The organism is Pseudarthrobacter sp. NKDBFgelt (assembly GCF_046097905.1).
GTDB lineage: Bacteria > Actinomycetota > Actinomycetes > Actinomycetales > Micrococcaceae > Arthrobacter > Arthrobacter polychromogenes.
On sequence record NZ_JBJURL010000025.1, the window covers coordinates 1 to 17807 of the forward strand.

At 66.2% G+C, this 17807-nt stretch carries 17 protein-coding genes and 3 tRNA genes; 15 read left to right on the forward strand and 5 right to left on the reverse strand.

Annotated features, from left to right (window positions below; genetic code table 11):
• The 4 genes from ACKAE7_RS08765 to ACKAE7_RS08780 all read left to right on the forward strand — a co-directional run.
• The coding region (locus ACKAE7_RS08765; protein WP_408978959.1) for a PEP-utilizing enzyme at positions 1-720 on the forward strand (720 nt) is incomplete at its 5' end.
• 119 nt (positions 721-839) lie between these two features.
• Positions 840-2078, forward strand: a complete 1239-nt coding sequence (locus ACKAE7_RS08770; protein WP_408978960.1) for a hypothetical protein — start codon at positions 840-842, stop codon at positions 2076-2078.
• Positions 2075-3085: an ATP-binding cassette domain-containing protein gene (locus tag ACKAE7_RS08775; protein WP_408978961.1), complete on the forward strand. Its 1011-nt coding sequence runs from the start codon at positions 2075-2077 to the stop codon at positions 3083-3085. Before ACKAE7_RS08770 ends, ACKAE7_RS08775 begins: the two co-directional genes overlap by 4 nt.
• A 28-nt stretch (positions 3086-3113) precedes the next feature.
• On the forward strand, positions 3114-3953 hold the full coding sequence (locus tag ACKAE7_RS08780; protein ID WP_229666387.1) for an ABC transporter permease: 840 nt from the start codon (positions 3114-3116) through the stop codon (positions 3951-3953).
• Between the two features lie 33 nt (positions 3954-3986).
• On the opposite strand, the gene ACKAE7_RS08785 is transcribed toward ACKAE7_RS08780, so the two are convergent.
• The 4 genes from ACKAE7_RS08785 to ACKAE7_RS08800 form a co-directional block, all read right to left on the reverse strand.
• Positions 3987-4907 (reverse strand): cation diffusion facilitator family transporter, encoded by a 921-nt coding sequence (locus tag ACKAE7_RS08785; protein WP_408978962.1) that lies wholly within the window; start codon positions 4905-4907, stop codon positions 3987-3989.
• Between the two features lie 10 nt (positions 4908-4917).
• Positions 4918-5346, reverse strand: a complete 429-nt coding sequence (locus tag ACKAE7_RS08790; RefSeq protein ID WP_408978963.1) for a metallopeptidase family protein — start codon at positions 5344-5346, stop codon at positions 4918-4920.
• Between the two features lie 9 nt (positions 5347-5355).
• Complete coding sequence (locus ACKAE7_RS08795) at positions 5356-6339, reverse strand: DMT family transporter (protein WP_408978964.1); 984 nt, start codon at positions 6337-6339, stop codon at positions 5356-5358.
• A gap of 86 nt (positions 6340-6425) precedes the next feature.
• The gene (locus tag ACKAE7_RS08800; protein WP_408978965.1) at positions 6426-7469 is read right to left on the reverse strand and encodes a PHP domain-containing protein; all 1044 of its coding nucleotides are present in this window, start codon (positions 7467-7469) and stop codon (positions 6426-6428) included.
• A 165-nt stretch (positions 7470-7634) separates the two neighbouring features.
• Here ACKAE7_RS08800 and ACKAE7_RS08805 point away from each other — a divergent pair.
• From ACKAE7_RS08805 to ACKAE7_RS08850, 10 genes are all read left to right on the forward strand, one after another.
• Positions 7635-7707 (forward strand) — tRNA-Glu (locus ACKAE7_RS08805).
• A 91-nt stretch (positions 7708-7798) separates the two neighbouring features.
• A tRNA-Asp gene (locus ACKAE7_RS08810) sits at positions 7799-7872 on the forward strand.
• Between the two features lie 48 nt (positions 7873-7920).
• A tRNA-Phe gene (locus ACKAE7_RS08815) sits at positions 7921-7996 on the forward strand.
• A gap of 275 nt (positions 7997-8271) precedes the next feature.
• Positions 8272-10134 carry a BCCT family transporter gene (locus tag ACKAE7_RS08820; RefSeq protein ID WP_188810373.1) on the forward strand — a complete coding sequence of 621 codons (1863 nt, stop codon included), beginning with the start codon at positions 8272-8274 and terminating at the stop codon, positions 10132-10134.
• Positions 10135-10596: 462 nt separating this feature from the next.
• On the forward strand, positions 10597-12192 hold the full coding sequence (locus ACKAE7_RS08825) for a glycoside hydrolase family 68 protein (protein WP_188731976.1): 1596 nt from the start codon (positions 10597-10599) through the stop codon (positions 12190-12192).
• Between the two features lie 124 nt (positions 12193-12316).
• On the forward strand, positions 12317-12790 hold the full coding sequence (locus tag ACKAE7_RS08830) for an Asp23/Gls24 family envelope stress response protein (protein ID WP_188810375.1): 474 nt from the start codon (positions 12317-12319) through the stop codon (positions 12788-12790).
• Positions 12787-12978, forward strand: a complete 192-nt coding sequence (locus ACKAE7_RS08835; RefSeq protein ID WP_066273523.1) for a hypothetical protein — start codon at positions 12787-12789, stop codon at positions 12976-12978. Before ACKAE7_RS08830 ends, ACKAE7_RS08835 begins: the two co-directional genes overlap by 4 nt.
• On the forward strand, positions 12975-13355 hold the full coding sequence (locus ACKAE7_RS08840) for a hypothetical protein (RefSeq protein ID WP_408978966.1): 381 nt from the start codon (positions 12975-12977) through the stop codon (positions 13353-13355). The genes ACKAE7_RS08835 and ACKAE7_RS08840 overlap by 4 nt, the downstream gene beginning before the upstream one ends.
• Positions 13352-13960 (forward strand): hypothetical protein, encoded by a 609-nt coding sequence (locus ACKAE7_RS08845; protein WP_408978967.1) that lies wholly within the window; start codon positions 13352-13354, stop codon positions 13958-13960. Before ACKAE7_RS08840 ends, ACKAE7_RS08845 begins: the two co-directional genes overlap by 4 nt.
• A complete protein-coding gene (locus ACKAE7_RS08850; RefSeq protein ID WP_408978968.1) occupies positions 13957-14568 on the forward strand; it encodes a hypothetical protein in 612 nt (203 codons plus the stop codon). Before ACKAE7_RS08845 ends, ACKAE7_RS08850 begins: the two co-directional genes overlap by 4 nt.
• Positions 14569-14575: 7 nt before the next feature.
• On the opposite strand, the gene ACKAE7_RS08855 is transcribed toward ACKAE7_RS08850, so the two are convergent.
• A complete protein-coding gene (locus tag ACKAE7_RS08855; protein WP_408978969.1) occupies positions 14576-16378 on the reverse strand; it encodes a glycoside hydrolase family 13 protein in 1803 nt (600 codons plus the stop codon).
• A gap of 140 nt (positions 16379-16518) precedes the next feature.
• On the opposite strand from ACKAE7_RS08855, the gene ACKAE7_RS08860 reads away from it, so the two are divergent.
• Positions 16519-17805 carry an ABC transporter substrate-binding protein gene (locus ACKAE7_RS08860; protein ID WP_408978970.1) on the forward strand — a complete coding sequence of 429 codons (1287 nt, stop codon included), beginning with the start codon at positions 16519-16521 and terminating at the stop codon, positions 17803-17805.
• Positions 17806-17807 lie beyond the last annotated feature (2 nt).

Genomic DNA, 17807 nt, shown 5'->3' on the forward strand with positions numbered 1-17807 from the left:
CAGGTGTTTGGCACCGTCCACGCCCACCACGCGGGCCTGCGGCACCAGGCTGAAGCGTTCGGCCGCCTCGGCAGGCTGTTCGCCGGGCTGCGGGAAATGCCCAAATACCAGCTTGTCTTGGGGCTGGCGGAAGTGCGGAAGCAGGTGGCCCTGGTGGGAGCCGGGCTTGCGGCCGATGGCAGGCTGGACAGCCCGGAGGACATCTTCTTCCTCGATTTCGGGGAGGCCCGGCAGGCGCTCCAGGGCCCGGAGGCACAAGGGCCCCGGAATCTGCGTGAACTCGTGGTGGACCGGCGGGCCGCTTACGCCAGCGAGCTGGGCAGGCGCCACATCCCCAGGGCCCTGCTCTCGGACGGCACCGAACCCGAGGTACTGTACGCCGCCGCACGTGGTGCGGCGGGCAGCGCCACATTGTCCGGCAGCCCGGCCTCAGCGGGATCCGTCACCGCCCGGGCCCGCGTCATCCTGGACCCCGTAGGTGCCCACCTCGAACCCGGCGAGATCCTGGTGGCTCCGTCCACCGATCCGGGGTGGACGCCATTGTTCCTGACCGCCGGCGGCCTGGTGATGGAGATGGGCGGGCCCAACTCGCATGGCGCCGTAGTTGCCCGGGAGTACGGCATTCCGGCCGTGGTGGGGGTGCCGGAGGCCACCGTCCGGCTTGCCACGGGACAAAGAATAACGGTCGACGGCGGCGCCGGAACCATCGTGCCCGAATAGGCCCGCGGGTTCCCCGCCCTGCCCGGGCACTGCCCCCCACTGCCCCGCAGGCAGGTGTGGGGAGCCGTGCCGAGGCGTACCCTTGAGCTATGGACTCCCATCAAGGAGACGGCCGGACAATGAACCACCGGAATATGGGCGACCCCCTCACCACCAGGGCCGCAAAACAGCGCCGGAACCGCGCGTGGTTGCGGTGGGTTCCCGCCGTGGCTACACCTGCGGTGATCGCTGCCGGAGTGCTGGTGGGATCCATCCCGGCACGCGCCGGCGACGCCCTGGCGGACAAGACCCCGGCCGACGTACTTGCCCTCCTCGCCGGCCACAACACGCACACCTTCTCGGGCACGATTGAACAGGCCTCCGAGCTCGGGTTGCCGGAACTGCCTGCAACGGGCCCAAGTTCGGGTGCCGCGTCGGATGACCCCGCCGCCTCCGCGATCGAGATGCTCACCGGTGAGCATACGGCGAGGGTCTTCATGGACGGCAAGGCCAAAGTCCGTATCCAGGTGGTGGACCGGTTCGCCGAGCGGAACATCATCCGGCGGGACAACGATGTGTGGTTCTACTCGTCCAAGGACAACTCAACAGCGCACCTGACGTTGCCGGCCCATGCCCGCGACCTCCCGCTGGAAGACCCGGCATTGCCTGGCACCAGCCCGGAAAGCGCCACTCCTGAAGGCAGCATGGTCCCGCCGACGCCCCAGGATCTCGCGGCGAAGTTCCTCGCTAAAGCAGACAGCACAACGGCCGTGTCTGTTGGCCCGGACGTCCAGGTTGCCGGGCGCGCCGCCTATAACCTGGTCCTCGAGCCGCGCACCGGCGGCACGCTGGTGGGGATGATCGCCATCGCCGTGGATGGAGAAACCGGCATGCCGCTTTCCGTGGAGGTTACGGCACGCGGGGCAGGAGAGCCTGCCTTCAGGACGGGCTTCACCAGCCTTTCGCTGGACGCACCGGATGCCGCCCTGTTCAACTTCGTGCCACCGCCGGGCAGCACGGTTGAAGAGCTTCAGTTCCAGCATCCTGTGCACCCGTCCACCGGCCCAGGGGTGCCCGGTTACCCCGGAGCGCACACCGATCCGGAGCAGCTTGCGGCCGGCATCAAGGACAAGGCCGGCTCCTACCTGGCCGGGACCGGCTGGGAAACGGTTGTGGAACTGCCGGCGGAAAGCGGAGCCGGTGCAAAGCTCGGCACCGCGCTGGCGCAGAATCCGCTGCTCAGCCAGGCAGCCGTCGTCGTTCCTGGCGGGCGGCTGCTCTCCAGCGCACTCTTCAACGTCCTGCTGACCGACGACGGCCGCGTCTTTGCGGGCATGGTCCCGGCTGACAGGCTGCAAGCCGCATCCTCCGCCCCGTGACGGGACCCGCAGGGGTTCCGGGACGGCGGACGTACGGCCTGACCATCGAGACGCTGGGCCTGACCAAGCGCTTCGGGCAGCAGGTGGCCGTGGACAGCCTGGATCTCGCGGTGCCGTCAGGCGCGGTGTTTGGCTTCCTGGGCCCCAACGGCTCGGGAAAGACCACCACCATCCGGATGCTGCTGGGCCTCGCCGCGGCGTCCGCAGGGACCGTCAGGATGCTGGGAAAGGAGATGCCCGGCAGCTTCCAGGATGTCCTGCCACGGGTGGGGGCGCTCGTGGAGGGGCCCGCCTTCTATCCGTTCCTTTCGGGGACCGCGAACCTCCACCGGCTGGACGCCGCCGGCCGGCACGCGGATCCCGCCACCCGCCGGGAACGGGTGGGCCTGGCCCTGGAACGGGTAGGGCTTGGCCACGCCGCCGGCAAGCGGGTCCACGCGTACTCGCTCGGCATGAAGCAACGGCTGGGCATCGCCAACGCCCTCCTGTCCCCCCGCGAACTGCTGGTGCTGGATGAACCCACGAACGGACTGGACCCGCAGGGCACCCGGGAAGTTCGGAACCTGGTCCGGTCCCTGGCAGCAGACGGGACCACTGTTTTCGTCTCCAGCCACCTGCTCGCCGAAGTTGAACAGATCTGCACGCACGCGGCCGTCATGAGCGCCGGCCGCCTCGTGGCGCAGGGCCCGCTGGCCGAACTGCGCCGGTCCGGGAGCTCGCGCCTGCGCCTGGTGACCCCGGACGCGGGTCCGGCGTCGTCGGTCCTGGCAACGCTGGGGCTGTCCCCGGAAACAGGGGCTGGCCAGCCGGATGGGGACGTGGTGCTGGCTGCCCTGGCAGCGCCGGGATTCCCGCCGGAGGCCGGGGCGGGGCGTCCCGCCCCGGAGGACATTGTTGCGGAGCTCGTCAAGGCAGGCGTCCGCGTGCGCGGTTTCGCGGTGGAACGGGAGAGCCTCGAGGACCGGTTTGTTGAACTGACGGGGGAGGGGTTCGACGTTGCCCAGTAGTGCGAAGGAGAAGTCGAAGGCGGAGGGCATGTCGGCCGTGGCGGGACCGCGGGGAGCCGGCATGTCCCTCCTGCTGTCCGAAATCGCGGTCCTGTTCCGGCGGCGCCGAACCTGGGCCCTGCTGCTCGCGCTGGCCGCCATTCCGGTGCTGATTGCCGTGGCCGTGAGGGTCTCTTCGGCGGTTCCTCCCGGGCGCGGCCCGGCCTTCCTGGACCGGATCACGCAGAACGGCCTGTTCGTCGCGTTCACGGCAATGCTGGTGTCCGTCCCCCTGTTCCTGCCGCTGACAGTGGGTGTGGTGGCGGGGGACACCATCGCGGGCGAGGCCAACCTGGGAACGCTGCGGTACCTGCTGGTTGCGCCGGCGGGCCGGGTCCGGCTGCTGCTGGTGAAATATGCCGGAGCCCTGGCGTTCTGCCTCGCTGCACCCCTCACAGTTGCCCTCGCCGGAGCCGCCATCGGTGCCGCCCTTTTCCCCGTGGGCCCCGTGACCTTGCTGTCCGGGGATGTCATCGAGCCGCCGGAGGCCGTGCTCCGGCTCCTCCTGATCTCGGCGTACCTGGCCGTTTCCCTGGCCGGGCTGTCCGCCATAGGCCTGTTCCTGTCCACGCTGACCGTGGTTCCGGTGGGCGCCATGGCAGCCACAGTGGTGCTCTCGGTGGTATCCCAGGTCCTCGACCAGCTGCCGCAGCTCGAGTGGCTGCACCCGTGGCTGTTCAGCCATTACTGGCTGGGCTTCGGGGACCTGCTCCGCCAGCCCGTGCTGTGGGACTCGTTCGCCAGCAATGCGCTGCTGCAGGCCGGATACGTGGCCGTGTTCGGCGCACTCGCCTACGGCCGGTTCGTCACCAAGGACGTCTTGAGCTAAGCCGGGGTCAGGAATCCCGGCCGGCACGCGTCCTCAGGCGTGCTGGTGCGCCTCGTGTTCTGAATGGCTGGCGGGCTCCAGCTGGAACGTGCAATGGTCGGTATCGAAGTGCGAGCCCAGGCAGGTGATCAGCTTGTCCAGCAACTGGTCGGCGCCGCGGGCGTTGAGCACCCCGTCCTCCACCACCACGTGCGCCGAGAAGACCGGGACGCCGGAGGTGATGGTCCAGATGTGGATGTCGTGCACGTCCGTGACTCCCTCCACGGACAGGATGTGTTCGCGGATCATCTGCACTTCCACGCCCTTGGGACTGGCCTCCAGCAGCACATCCACCACGTCGCGGAGCAGGCTCCAGGCCCGGGGCAGGATCATCAGGGCGATGATGACGGACGCGATGGTGTCCGCCGCCTGGAACCCGGTCGCCATGATCACCACGGCCGCGGCGATCACGGCGAAGGAACCCAGAAGGTCGCCCAGGACCTCCAGGTAGGCGCCCCGCACGTTGAGGCTCTCCCGGTGCGCTCCGCGCAGGATCACCAGGGACGCCACGTTTGCGGCGGCGCCCAGGACGGCGGCGAACAGCATGATGTCCGTCTGCACGTCCGGCGCCGCACCGATCCGGCGGATCGCCTCGCTGAAGATGACCACGGAGATCACGATCAGGATCAGGGCATTTGCCAGCGCAGCCAGTACCTCCGCCCGCTGGTACCCGTAAGTCCTTTGGTCGCTGGCAGGCCGCCCTGCAATCCACGCAGCCAGCAGGGCGATTGTTACGCCCGCTGCGTCTGAGAGCATGTGGCCGGCATCGGCAAGCAGGGACAGCGAGCCCGAGAGGACCGCGCCGGCAACCTGGACCAGGACCACGGACAGCGTGATGGCAAGGACGGCAATAAGCCGTTTCCGGTGCCGCCCTGTTGCTGTGATGCCGTGGGTGTGGCTGTGGTCGTGTCCCATGCCTATAAGGCTAGCCCCAGCCGAGCTCGTGCAGCCGGTCGTCATCAATCCCGAAGTGGTGGGCGATCTCATGCACGACGGTCACGGCCACTTCGTGGATGACGTCCTCCCGGGACGCGCAGATGTCCAGGATGGGCTCCCGGAAGATAGTGATCCTGTCCGGCAGGGACCCGGCGTCCCACCAGGAGTCCCGCTCGGTCAGGGGGACGCCCTCATAGAGTCCCAGCAGGACGGTGTCCGGGTCCTCCCCGGGCTTCGGGAAATAGTCGTCCTCAATGAACACCGCAACGTTGTCCATGGCGCGGGCCAGCTTGTCCGGGATGCTGTCCAGGGCGTCCTGGACAGCGGCCTCGAAGTCGTCCTCGGACATGGTGAAGCGGAGCGGTTCGCTGGGGCCCCCAGGGGCGGTGGGCAGGCCCGGCGGCAGGCTGGCTGGCATACTCCGACTCTAGCGGGAACCGGCCGCCCCGGCTCCCCGCGGATTCCGGCTCCTCCGCCGGGTCAGCGCCACGCCCACCAGGCAGAGCAGGCCGCCCACCAGGCCCAGCAAGGCAGGAACCTCGCCCAGCAGGACCCAGGAAATCAGGATGGTGGTCCCGGGAACCAGGTAGGTGGTGGCGGCCAGCTTTCCGGCGTCCACCAGCGAGAGCGCGTACGCCCAGGTGGTGAAGGCAATGGCAGTGGGGAAGATCCCCAGATAGACGAGCCCCCATGTTGCCTGCGGCGGTGCCGCCTGCACTTCGCTGACCAGCTGGCCTGCAAAGGGCAGGCAGCAGAGCGCACCCACCAGGATCCCGAACCAGGTGGCCTGCGCGGCCGGAAATTTCCGCAGCACAGGCTTCTGGATGATGACGCTGACGGCGGCGAGCACGGCGGCAAGGAGGCACAGCAGCACGCCTGCCACGTCCGTCGTCGCCCCTTCCCCGGGCGCGGAAGGCTGGGCTGATCCGAAGGCGATCAGCGCCACACCGGCGAACGCAACCAGGCTTCCGATGATGAGCCACCGCGGGAAGCCCTCCTTGAGGAAGATGCCGGCCATGATGGCCACCAGGATGGGGTTCACGTTGATCAGCAGGGCGCTGGTGCCCGCATCAAGCACGTGCTCGGCGGCGTTCAGCGCCACGTTGTACCCGCCGAACCACATCACCCCGTAGGCCAGGATCGGCCACCATTCCCGGCCCCTCGGCAGGAGCCGGGTCCTCAGCAGCTGCGGCAGGACCAGCAGGGAGAGCACGACGGCGGCAATCGCCAGCCTGCCGAGCGTCAGGGAGCCTGGGGAGAAGTGGGGGCCGATAGCCCGGATCCCCACGAAGGCGGACGCCCAGAGGACCACGGTGACCACCATCGCTGCCACGCCGAGGGCCCTGACCGGGGGTGCGGCGGTGCGGGGAGGTGCGGGGGCAGTCCGGTTGGCGGGGCTGGTTGAAGGCATGCAGCAAATCTATCCGGGCGCAGGGGCAGCTGACTGGCGGAAATCGGCCACGTCTGCGCAACTTCCTGCCAAAGTCGGCCTGGGGGCTATTGCGGCGCCGCCCATTCCAGCAGGCGTTCCAGGGGCCAGGTGGTGATGATCCGGTCGGCGGCAACGCCGTTCTTCTCCGCGCGCTCGGCGCCGTACTGCAGGAAGTCGAGCTGGCCGGGTGCATGGGCGTCGCTGTCGATCGAGAACAGGCAGCCGGCGTCGAGGGCGAGCTGGATCAGCGCATCGGGCGGGTCCTGGCGTTCCGGCCGGGAATTGATTTCCACCGCCACGTTGTGTTCGGCGCAGGCGGCGAACACCTCCTTGGCATCGAAGTCCGACGGCGGCCTCGTGCCGCGGGAGCCCTCCACCAGGCGCCCGGTGCAGTGGCCCAGGACGTTGGTGTGCGGGTCCTGGATGCCGCCGAGCATGCGGCGGGTCATGGTCCTGCTGTCCGCGCGCAGCTTTGAATGGACGCTGGCAACCACAATGTCCAGGCGGTCAAGCAGTTCCGGGTCCTGGTCCAGTTCCCCCGATTCCAGGATGTCCACCTCGATGCCTGCCAGCAGCCGGACCGGCCTGCCCGGCTGGCCGCCGTCACCTGGAACGGGGCCGGCATTGATCGACTCCACCACGTCCAGCTGCCGGAGCAGGCGTTCGGCGGAAAGCCCGTTCGCAATGGTGAGGTTGGGCGAGTGGTCTGTCAGTGCGAGGTATTCCCTTCCCAGTACCCCGGCGGCAGCCACCATCAGCTCAATGGGGGAGCCGCCGTCGGACCAGTCACTGTGGCTGTGCAGGTCTCCCCGCAGCATCTCCCGGAGCTCGGCCCCTCCGGACGCCAGCGGCTTGGCCCCCTTCTCCCGGAGATCCGCCAGGTACTCGGGAACCTGGCCTTCCACCGACTGGCGGATCACCTGGTAGGTCCGGTCACCGATGCCCTTCATGGATTTCAGCCGGCCGTTTTCGGCACGGGCGGCCACTTCCTCCGGCGGCAGCGGGCTGATGGCCGCCGCTGCCTTGCGGAATGCCTGGACCTTGAAAGTGGCAGCGCGTCCGCGCTCCAGCCAGAAGGCGATCTCATTGAGTGCTGCTACGGCATCCATCCGTCCATCTTCACCCGTCCCGCCCGCTCCGTGGCGGTGTTTTTGGCCGATTTTGGATAATTCCTGCCTAGGCCCTATAGTTTTAGAGTCCAGTTCGGAGAAACGCAGAGGACAAAGACGGAAAGCCCCGCTTGACGCCTTTTATTTTGTTCCGAACGGGTTCTGGCCCCCATCGTCTAGCGGCCTAGGACACCGCCCTTTCACGGCGGCGGCACGGGTTCGAATCCCGTTGGGGGTACGCAAGGAACTGGTCAAACAGGCAGAAAATGTCTGGTAGGCTGGAAGCCTTGAAAAAAGCGGTAGAGATACTGCGGAAGCAAGAAACGCAAGGCCCTGTAGCGCAGTTGGTTAGCGCGCCGCCCTGTCACGGCGGAGGTCGCGGGTTCAAGTCCCGTCAGGGTCGCTCTGATTGTTGGAAGAGATTCCGGCTGTCATGGTGACTAGTCACCTAGGCTCTGTAGCTCAGTTGGTAGAGCGTTCGACTGAAAATCGAAAGGTCACCGGATCGACGCCGGTCGGAGCCACCACTGGGAAGCATCAGTTCTTCGGAACTGGTGCTTTTCTTATTTCCTGGGCCTACAGTTAATGGGCCCGCATGGAGCACGTCTCGATCCGGCATCAATACCCCCGGGGCCGGCCAATTTCCCGCCCCGCCGCTTTTCGGGTTCCGTAAAATTGCTGGCTGCACAGCCGTGGACACACGGCAGCGGCATAAGAGAACACACACGAACAGACGAACGTACACGAGACGAACCTGCACAACGCAGTCTGAGCGCGCACAGCGCATAAGGAGAAACTGGGAATGTCCGCCACACCTGGCACCAGGACCATCAGCCAACCACCGGGGGAAACACCGCCCGCCCATAAGAAAGCGGCGGATCGGCCGCCCGGAACCGGCGGTCAGCAACTCGCCAGATGGGTCTTCTGGCCCGCAGCCGGAACCATCATTGTTTTTGTCCTCTTCGCGACGATTTTCCCTGCTGCTGCCACAGAGATCTTCACCACCATCCAAGGCAACGTCATCAACTGGTTCGGCTGGTATTACGTTGCCGCCGTTGCGCTCTTCGTGGCGTTTTCCCTCTGGATTGGCCTTAGCCACTATGGCGACATCAAACTGGGCAAGGACGAGGATGAGCCGGAGTTCTCCGTCATGTCCTGGTTCGCCCTGCTCTTCGCGGCCGGCATGGGCATCGGACTTGTCTTCTTCGGTGTGGCAGAGCCGCTGAACCATTTTGCCGCACCCCGGCCCGGTGTTGAAGGATCCCCCCTGGTGCTCGCCCAGCAGGCGATGACGCAGACCTACCTCCACTGGGGCCTCCATGCCTGGGCCATCTACGTTGTGGTGGGCGTATCGATTGCCTACGCAGTCCACCGCAGGAACCGCCCCATCTCTATCCGCTGGACGCTTGAGCCGCTCCTGGGGCGCAAGCGCGTTTCCGGCGGGTGGGGCAACCTGATCGACGTCGTGGCCCTGGTAGGCACGCTGTTCGGTGTTGCCACCTCCCTGGGCCTTGGCGTCCTGCAGATCTCCGCCGGCCTTGAACAGGCCAACATCATCCAGGCCACCACCATGACGCAGATCGGGTTGATCCTCTGCATCATCACGCTGACCATCATTTCGGTGGTGTCCGGTGTGGGCAAGGGCATGAAGTGGCTCTCCAACACCAACCTGGTCCTGGCCGCGCTGCTGATGCTGGTGGTGCTGTTTACCGGGCCCACGCTGTTCCTGCTGCGTGAGTTCGTGCAGTCGATCGGGCACTACCTCCAGAACGTTGTAGGCCTTACCTTCAACACGCTGGCATTTTCAGGCGCAGAGGGAGAGGCATGGCAGGCCGCCTGGACCACCTTCTACTGGGGCTGGTGGATCTCCTGGGCGCCGTTCGTCGGTATCTTCATCGCCCGTATTTCCAAGGGCCGCACCGTCCGGCAGTTCGTCGCCGGCGTGCTCCTGGTACCCACCGCCATGGGCTTCCTGTGGTTCTCCGTCCTGGGCGGCGCCGCCATCCACCGCGAGCTGTTCGGCAGCGGCGGGCTCATCGGCGACGACGGCACCGTGGATACCGAGGGCGCCCTGTTCAACCTGCTCGGCAGCCTGCCCGGCGGGGTTGTCCTCACCGCCGGCGCGATTCTCCTGATAGCCATCTTCTTCATCACGTCGGCAGACTCCGGTGCCCTGGTCATGGGTATGATCTCCACCGGCGGAGACGTGGAACCCAGGAACTGGTTGCGCATCTTCTGGGCACTGGCCGCCGCCGCTGTTGCCATCGCCCTGCTCCTGGCCAATGGACTGCAGGCGATCCAAACCGCGGCCATCCTTACCGCGGTGCCCTTCAGCGTGGTCATCATCCTGATGTGTATCTCCACGGCCAAGGCCTTTCATCGGGAGCATGAGACCCTGATGCGCGCACAACGTAAGCTGGCCCGCGACCAGATGGCCGCCCATGTCACGGAGCAGGTCCAGGACTCCATGCATGACTCGGTCCAGGAGCACTACCAGGAGCACGTCGCGGAACAGATCCACGACTCCGTCCAGGAGCACTACCAGGAGCACTTGGCGGATCAGGTCCAGGACCAGGTCAGCGAAGCCGTGGAGGCCCATCTGACCGAACGCCTGGCCGCGGGCGAGGCTGCAGACGCCACGGCTGCGCGAACACCCAAGGCGTAGTCCGGCCGCCCGACGCGCGGTTTTCGGCTTCTGAGGGAGGCACCTGCCCAGCCCGGGCAGGTGCCTCCCTTTTCCGTGCCCGGACCACAAAACGGTCCTGGCCAAGGGGTGGCATTTCTCACCTTTGCGCGGCCAAAAGGCAACATTTGATCTTGGCTGAAGGTTGTGGCACGCGCGCGTTAGGGGTTAGGTGTAAGCGCTTGCGCAAAAGTGGCCAATGCCCGGAATCGGGCGATGAAACCTGGTTTGATCTCTCCCTTGGAGCCTGTCTACGGTGGAAACACGGCCAGGAAAGCACCACCATCCGGGCCTCTTCTACGGGGACCACCCAACCCCGTTCCCCCTTGATACAACGGCGTCCCCGATGACGCCTGCCGTGTCCCCGGGGGCCGTCGAAGTTCGAAGGGCATGGGCATCCGCCCGTCTTCCACGAACAGTCATAACTCCGCGAGAAGAGCAACAATGCACAAGCACCCCCAATCACCCCGGATGCTGCGGTGGCGCCCCGCCGCCGCAGCACTGGCCACCGCCGTGGCTGCCTCGGCCTTCCTGGCCGTTCCCTCGGCGCAGGCCAACGAGCCGGCAGATCCGCCGGCCGCCGAGCAGATGCCGGCCCCCACCCCCGGATTCCCCCTCCCCACGGAACACACGCAGGAAGCTTTCGACCCGGCGTCGGACTTCACCTCCAAGTGGACCCGCGCCGACGCCAAGCAGATCATGGCGCAGAGCGACCCCACTGTTGCCCCCGGTGAGAACTCCATGAGCCCGGACGTCACCATGCCGGAAATCCCGGAGGATTTCCCCACCATGAACGAGGACGTGTGGGTCTGGGACACCTGGTCCCTCACCGACGAAAACGCGAACCAGATCAGCTACAAGGGCTGGGACGTCATCTTCTCGCTCGTGGCAGACCGGCACGCCGGCTACGGCTTCGACCAGCGCCACTGGAACGCGCGCATCGGCTACTTCTTCCGCAAGACCAACGCGGATCCGGCCAAGGACAAGTGGAACTACGGCGGCCACGTCTTCGCCGACGGCGCCTCCATCGGCAACACCGAATGGTCCGGCTCCACCCGCCTGATGCAGGGCAACCAGGTGAACGTGTTCTACACGGCCACCACGTTCTACGACATCGCCGAACGGAACGCAGGCGGCGGCGGCATCGCCCCGGATGCGTCCATCGCCAAGGCCCTGGGCAAGATCCATGCAGACGAGAATGGCGTCACCTTCGACGGGTTCAAGCACACCAACCTGCTTGAGCCTGATGGGGAGATGTACCAGACCAAGGAACAGAACCCGGGCTTCGCCTTCCGCGACCCCTACACCTTTGCCGACCCGGCCCACCCCGGCAAGACCTTCATGGTCTTCGAAGGCAACACCGGCGGCACGCGCGGCGAGTACGAGTGCAAGCCCGAAGACCTCGGGTACCGCCCCGGCGATGCCAATGCCGAGTCCGTTGACGAGGTCAACAGCAGCGGAGCCTACTACCAGACAGCGAACGTCGGCCTGGCAGTGGCGGACAACAAGGACCTGACCAAGTGGTCCTTCCTGCCGCCGATCCTCTCCGCCAACTGCGTGAACGACCAGACCGAGCGTCCGCAGATCTTCATCCAGAATGAGGGCGGCAAGAACAAGTACTACCTGTTCACCATCAGCCACCAGTTCACCTACGCAGCCGGCATGCGCGGCCCGGACGGCGTCTACGGCTTCGTCGGCGACGGCGTCCGCTCGGACTACCAGCCCATGAACAACAGCGGCCTGGCCCTGGGCTCGCCCACGGACCTGAACCTGCCGTCCGAGTCCCCGGAGGCACCCACCCCGAACCAGAACGGCCGCCAGTTCCAGGCCTACTCGCACTACGTGCAGCCGGGCGGACTGGTGCAGTCGTTCATCGACAACGTGAACGGCGTACGCGGCGGCTCGCTGTCGCCCACCGTGAAGATCAACTTCCGGGACGGCATCTCGCAGGTGGACCGCAGCTTCGGCCAGGACGGCCTTGGCCCGTTCGGCTACCTGCCCACCAACCTCCGCGTTGGCGGCGAGGGCCACTACAAGTAAAACCGACTGCCCCCTAAATGCAGTTTAGGTACAGGCAGGGACGTCCGGATCAGGGCGCCCCTGCCTGCTGCCGTTAAGGCACCGCCGGGGATAGGGTGGGGATCAACAGAAGGGGGAGTGCCTGATGGAATACCAGAACCCACAACCCAGCCAGGGGCTACAACAGCGGGCCGCGCCGGTTCCCGTACCCGGCCCCGGCCGAACCGTTATTTCCGAGACAGCCGTCGCCAAGGTGGCGGGCATAGCAGCCCGCTCCGTTCCCGGTGTCTATTCCCTGGGCTCTGTCCCGTCACGCGCGCTCGGTGCCATCCGCGACGCCGTCGGCAGTTCCGACCATGCCGCCGGTGTGCGGGCCGAAGTCGGTGAAACACAGGTTGCCGTGGACATCAGCCTGGTTGCGAGTTACGGGACACCGCTCCACTCGTTGGCCAACGCCGTGCGTGCCGCCGTCTACCGGGCGGTCGAGGAGCTCGTGGGGCTGCAGGTGATCGAGGTAAACGTGGAAGTCACCGACGTCTACATTCCGCCTCCGGTCAAACCCGCCGTTTCCGGACCGACTGACGTTTCCGGCACGGCCGGAAGGGAGGCGCTGCTGTGAACCTCACCGTGGCCGGCGCAGCAATGGGTGCCTTCGTCGCCTTCATGTCCCTGCAGTTCGGGTTATGGGGCTTCCTGGTTTCCCTCCTCTTTATGGCCATCGGGGCACTCCTGGGCAGGGCCGCCGAAGGGAAACTGGACCTTCGCGGGGTCCTGGACGCCATCATCGGCCGGCGCTCGTCCTCATGAGCTCCACAGCCCCGGCGGTCCGGGGCCAACAGCTGAGCGGCCACAACCGCATCAGTACCCAGGCCCTGACAAGCCTCGCCAAGGCCGCAGCAGCCCAATTCCTCGGGGTGGAGCCGGACGACGTGCGCGCTGACTGGACGGACGACGACGGCCTGCTGGCGCTGTCCCTCGTCGCACCTATCAGCATGCCGCCGCTGAGTGCGGTGGTCCAGGATCCCTCGAGCGTTGACAAGACCGGTGGTTCCATGTGGGACCGGACCGTGAGGGCAAAGGCCGGCATCCTGGCGGCGGTGGCGGAGCTCAGCGGTTCCGGGCTGAGCCGGGTGGACATCAGGATTACGGGGGCAAAGATCAGTGAAGGGGGGCGCGTGCAATGAGCCGCGATGGTGAAGGCCAAAGCCCGGATATGGACCGGATCCTGCGCCGTGAAACCCGGTCAACGCGTGCTGCGGTGGCCACCGCAGCGGCCGTCCTGGTCATTGTGCTGGCAGCCTATGGGCTCCTCGAAGCAGGCGTCCACGCAATTGGGCAAACGGCCTGGCTGATCGAGCCGCAGGTGGCTGCGGAGCGCCTGGTTGCGCTGCCGGCGGGGATCCCTCCATTGTTGCTGGGCGCCATCGGCGCGGTACTGGCCATGGCCGGCCTGGTGTTCCTCCTCAATGGGGTTCTGCCTGGACGCCGCGCCCGCCACCGTATGGGTGCTGGCCGGGAAGCCGCGGGCCCGGCCGTTGTGGTGGACGATGAAGTCATCGCTTCCTCGCTGGCCCGGCGCGCCCGGCTTGCTGCGAACGTCACGCCGGAACAGGTCATGGTGGTGGTCTCCCGGCGGCAGGTAGTGGTGAATGTCCGTCCCACCTCGGGTGTGCCTGTAAACCAGGATTCTGTCCTCGCGGCAGTCCGCAGCGAAGTGGACGCCATGGCACTGGATCCCTTGCCCGAGGTGCGCGTGAACGTGGCGACATCCGGAGTGATCGGCGCATGAACAGTACCCCCACCGTTCTCAACCGCATCCTGGTCGCGGCACTGGGACTTCTGCTGCTTGGAGTTGGCTGCCTGCTGATGTTGCTGGCCGCTGTTCCCGCCGTGGCCTCCTGGTGGCGGGCATGGTCCGCGGACGCATGGAGCGGAATCAACGCGGCGTTCAATGCCACCCGGTTTCCGGGGCGGCCCGAAAGCTGGCTGTGGATCCTGGTGGCACTGGCCCTGCTGGTGCTGATTGGCCTCATGGTGGCCTGGGTTGCCCAGCAGGGCAAAGGGCGGACCGATGTGCTGGCCGTCGAGTATGATCCCGGTGAGGTCCCGGGTGACGTGCGGATCGGCGGGGGAGTGGCGGAGCAGGCGCTGAAGCATGCGCTCGCGCACCGTCCCGACCTCGCCGGCGCCACGGTGACCACCTACGACGTCAAAGGCATGCCCGCGCTGAAGGTCCGGCTCCTTCCGCGGCAGGGCGTGGCGCCGCACTTGCTCGCCGACGAGGTGTCGGTGCTGGTATCAGCCCTGGAACAGGCGGTGGGAAAGAACATTCCCGTGCTGATCCATATCGGAGCCGGAGCGCGGACGCGCTTCCGCAGGGCAGAGCGCGTCCGCTGACCGTCTTCTAGTTCCGGGTCAGGTACACGGCGCAGTCCACGGGAACCTCCTGCAGCAGCTCCCACTCCGCGGCAGGCTCCGGTCCGCTGGAGAGCGCCACGGCCCAGCCGTCGGGGATGGGCGCGGACGCGAAACCCATGTTGGCGAGGATCAGGACATCACGGTTGTGGAAGGCCAGCAGGCCGCTTTCCGGTGCGTGGACCTCGGCCCAGGCCAGGGAGCCGGTGCCGAGGCGCCGGGCGGTCCGGAAGGCGAGTGCTGCGCGGTACAGCTCCAGGGTGGACCCTTCCTCGGCATCCTGCTGGTTGGCGGCAAGTGGCCCAAATTCGGCAGGCTGGGGAAGCCATGGGGACGCCGGTTCGCCCGGGAATGAATCCGCGAAGCCGTAACCGGGCTTGTCCGCAGCCCACGGAAGCGGTACCCGGCAGCCGTCACGTCCGGTTTCTGCGCCCTGGGTACGGAAGAACGTGGGGTCCTGCCGCGCCTCGTCCGGAAGCGTGGTGTGCTCGGGGAGTCCCAGTTCCTCGCCCTGGTACAGGTAGGCGGAGCCGGGCAGCGCCAGCTCAACCATGGTCGCCGCGCGGGCGCGGGCAAGCCCCAGGGCCGTGTCCGGCTGCTCATCGTCCCCGGCGATGCCCTTGGGGAACGTGGTGGGGTCCGTGAGCCCGAAGCGGGTGGAATGGCGGACGGTGTCGTGGTTGCTCAGCACCCAGGTGCAGGGGGCACCCACGGCTTGGGCCGCCTTGAGCGATGCGTCGATCGCCTCTGCCATGCGCTCGGCGTCCCAGCCGGCCATCAGGAAATCGAAGTTGAAGGCCTGCTGCATCTCATCCGGCCGGACGTAGAGCGCCAGCCGTTCGGCCGGTTCCACCCAGGCCTCGGCCACCATCATCCGGTCGCTGCCGTACTCGGACAGGACGCGGTGCCAGTCCCGGTAGATGTCGTGCACGCCGTCCTGGTCGAAGAAGGGCGAGGGCGGATACACCGGGGATACCGCGCGGTGCGGCTCTTCCGCGTTGGTGTGGGCGCCGGGTGCATCACCTGGAGGGGACGGTTCCCGTGGAACCTCGGAAGTGCCTTCCACCATGGCGGCCACCCCTTCCCAGTCCGGAAGGCCCTCCTCCTTGACCATCCCGTGGGCTACGTCCACACGGAAACCGTCAACACCGCGGTCCAGCCAGAAGCGGAGGACAGAGCGCATTTCCTCCCGTACCTCCTGGTTTTCCCAGTTCAGGTCCGGCTGCTTGGTGTCGAAGAGATGCAGGTACCACTCTCCTGCGGAACCGTCCGCCTCGGTGACCCGGGTCCAAGCGGCTCCGCCAAAAATCGACTTCCAGTTATTGGGTGCCCGGTTGCCGTCACCGGACCCCGGCACCTCGTCCTTGCCAGGACGGAAAATGTAACGCTCCCGTTCGAGGGACCCGGGCGGGGCGCTGAGCGCAGCCCGGAACCAGTCGTGCTCGTCCGAGGTGTGGTTGGGGACGAGGTCCACGATGACCTTCAGCCCGCGCCGGTGAGCTTCCTGCAACATGGCGTCGAAGTCCTCGAGGGAACCAAAAAGGGGATCAACCTGCCGGTAATCAGCCACGTCGTAGCCGCCGTCGGCCTGCGGGGACTTGTAGAACGGGGAAAGCCAGATGGCATCCACGCCCAGCCGCTCCAGGTAGGGCAAGCGGTCCAAAACCCCGCGCAGGTCGCCCATGCCGTCGCCATTGCCGTCGGCGAAGGAGCGGGGGTAGATCTGGTAGACGACGGCGTCGGCCCACCATTCCCCGGTTTGGTCAGAGGCAGGAACGCTCGGCTTGGACATTAGGTTCCTCTCAGATAACTTTTTGATGTAAACGCTTGCATTGCCGACAGCAACCTTACTAGTGTGATGGTCACCACAACAACCTCACCAAACAACCGCACTGTCGACTTACTTGTCACTCAGCGAGGAGCTTCAAGCTAATGAAAACCCCTAGATTCCTACTCCCGGCTGCCACCGCCGGCGTTTTGGCCCTGACCCTCACCGCTTGCGGCGGAGGAGGTGGAGGCGGGACCGCGGGAGGCGGCAGTGACGCCGAAGCCAACCTCGAGGGCCGCGGGCCCATCACGTATGTACAGGGTAAGGACAACAGCAACGTGGTCCGTCCCCTCCTGGACAAGTGGAATGCTGCGCACCCGGATGAGCAGGTGACGTTCAAGGAGCAGACCGACCAGGCAGACCAGCAGCACGATGACCTGGTCCAGAACTTCCAGGCCAAGAACGAAAACTACGATGTCGTCAGTGTCGACGTCGTCTGGACTGCGGAATTTGCAGCCCGCGGATGGCTCCAGCCGCTTGAAGGCGCCATGGCCATCCCAACGGACGGTATGCTTGAGCCCACCGTTGAAGCAGGCTCCTACCAGGACAAGCTCTACACCGCTCCGGTGTCCTCTGATGGCGGCATCCTCTACTACCGCAAGGACCTGGTTCCGGAAGCACCCAAGACCTGGGCGGAGATGATGGAGATGTGCTCCATCGCCAAGGAAAATAACATCGGCTGCTACTCGGGTCAGTTCAAGCAGTACGAAGGCCTGACCGTGAATGCTTCCGAGGCCATCAACTCTGCCGGCGGCTCCGTGCTCGGCGACGACGGCAAGCCCAACCTGACCACGCCCGAGGCCGAGCAAGGCCTCAACAACCTGGTTGAAGCATTCAAGAACGGCAACATCCCAGCCGAAGCCATCACCTACCAGGAAGAGGAAAGCCGCCGCGCATTCCAGGAAGGCAAGCTGCTGTTCCACCGCAACTGGCCCTACGTCTACAACCTGGCCACCACAGAGGGCTCCTCGCAGGTGAAGGACGTCCTGGGCATGGCCGCACTTCCGGGCAAAGATGGCCCCGGTGCTTCTTCACTCGGTGGACACAATGCCGCAATCAGCGTCTACTCCAAGAACAAGGCCACGGCCCTGGACTTCGTGAAGTTCCTCATCGAAGAAGAACAGCAGAAGTTCTTCGCTACCCAGGGTTCGCTCGCTCCGGTCCTTGGCGACCTCTACGAAGACCAGGAACTCGTTGCCAAGCTTCCGTACCTTCCTGTCCTGAAGACCTCCATCGAGAACGCTGTACCGCGCCCGGTTACTCCCTTCTACCCGGCCGTTACCCAGGCCATCCAGGAGAACTCCTACGCTGCACTGAAGGGTGAGAAGTCTGCTGAACAGGCGCTGGCCGACATGCAGAAGTCCATCGAGTCCGCCGGCGCAGGATCGTAATA

What these genes read in the sequence shown, in the direction of transcription:
- ACKAE7_RS08770 (WP_408978960.1), top strand. Translation starts at nt 840, where the DNA reads ATGAACCACCGGAATATGGGCGACCCCCTCACCACCAGGGCCGCAAAA.
- ACKAE7_RS08780 (WP_229666387.1), top strand. Translation starts at nt 3,114, where the DNA reads ATGTCGGCCGTGGCGGGACCGCGGGGAGCCGGCATGTCCCTCCTGCTG.
- ACKAE7_RS08785 (WP_408978962.1), bottom strand. Translation starts at nt 4,907, where the DNA reads ATGGGACACGACCACAGCCACACCCACGGCATCACAGCAACAGGGCGG.
- ACKAE7_RS08790 (WP_408978963.1), bottom strand. Translation starts at nt 5,346, where the DNA reads ATGCCAGCCAGCCTGCCGCCGGGCCTGCCCACCGCCCCTGGGGGCCCC.
- ACKAE7_RS08795 (WP_408978964.1), bottom strand. Translation starts at nt 6,339, where the DNA reads ATGCCTTCAACCAGCCCCGCCAACCGGACTGCCCCCGCACCTCCCCGC.
- ACKAE7_RS08800 (WP_408978965.1), bottom strand. Translation starts at nt 7,469, where the DNA reads ATGGATGCCGTAGCAGCACTCAATGAGATCGCCTTCTGGCTGGAGCGC.
- ACKAE7_RS08820 (WP_188810373.1), top strand. Translation starts at nt 8,272, where the DNA reads ATGTCCGCCACACCTGGCACCAGGACCATCAGCCAACCACCGGGGGAA.
- ACKAE7_RS08825 (WP_188731976.1), top strand. Translation starts at nt 10,597, where the DNA reads ATGCACAAGCACCCCCAATCACCCCGGATGCTGCGGTGGCGCCCCGCC.
- ACKAE7_RS08830 (WP_188810375.1), top strand. Translation starts at nt 12,317, where the DNA reads ATGGAATACCAGAACCCACAACCCAGCCAGGGGCTACAACAGCGGGCC.
- ACKAE7_RS08840 (WP_408978966.1), top strand. Translation starts at nt 12,975, where the DNA reads ATGAGCTCCACAGCCCCGGCGGTCCGGGGCCAACAGCTGAGCGGCCAC.
- ACKAE7_RS08845 (WP_408978967.1), top strand. Translation starts at nt 13,352, where the DNA reads ATGAGCCGCGATGGTGAAGGCCAAAGCCCGGATATGGACCGGATCCTG.
- ACKAE7_RS08850 (WP_408978968.1), top strand. Translation starts at nt 13,957, where the DNA reads ATGAACAGTACCCCCACCGTTCTCAACCGCATCCTGGTCGCGGCACTG.
- ACKAE7_RS08855 (WP_408978969.1), bottom strand. Translation starts at nt 16,378, where the DNA reads ATGTCCAAGCCGAGCGTTCCTGCCTCTGACCAAACCGGGGAATGGTGG.
- ACKAE7_RS08860 (WP_408978970.1), top strand. Translation starts at nt 16,519, where the DNA reads ATGAAAACCCCTAGATTCCTACTCCCGGCTGCCACCGCCGGCGTTTTG.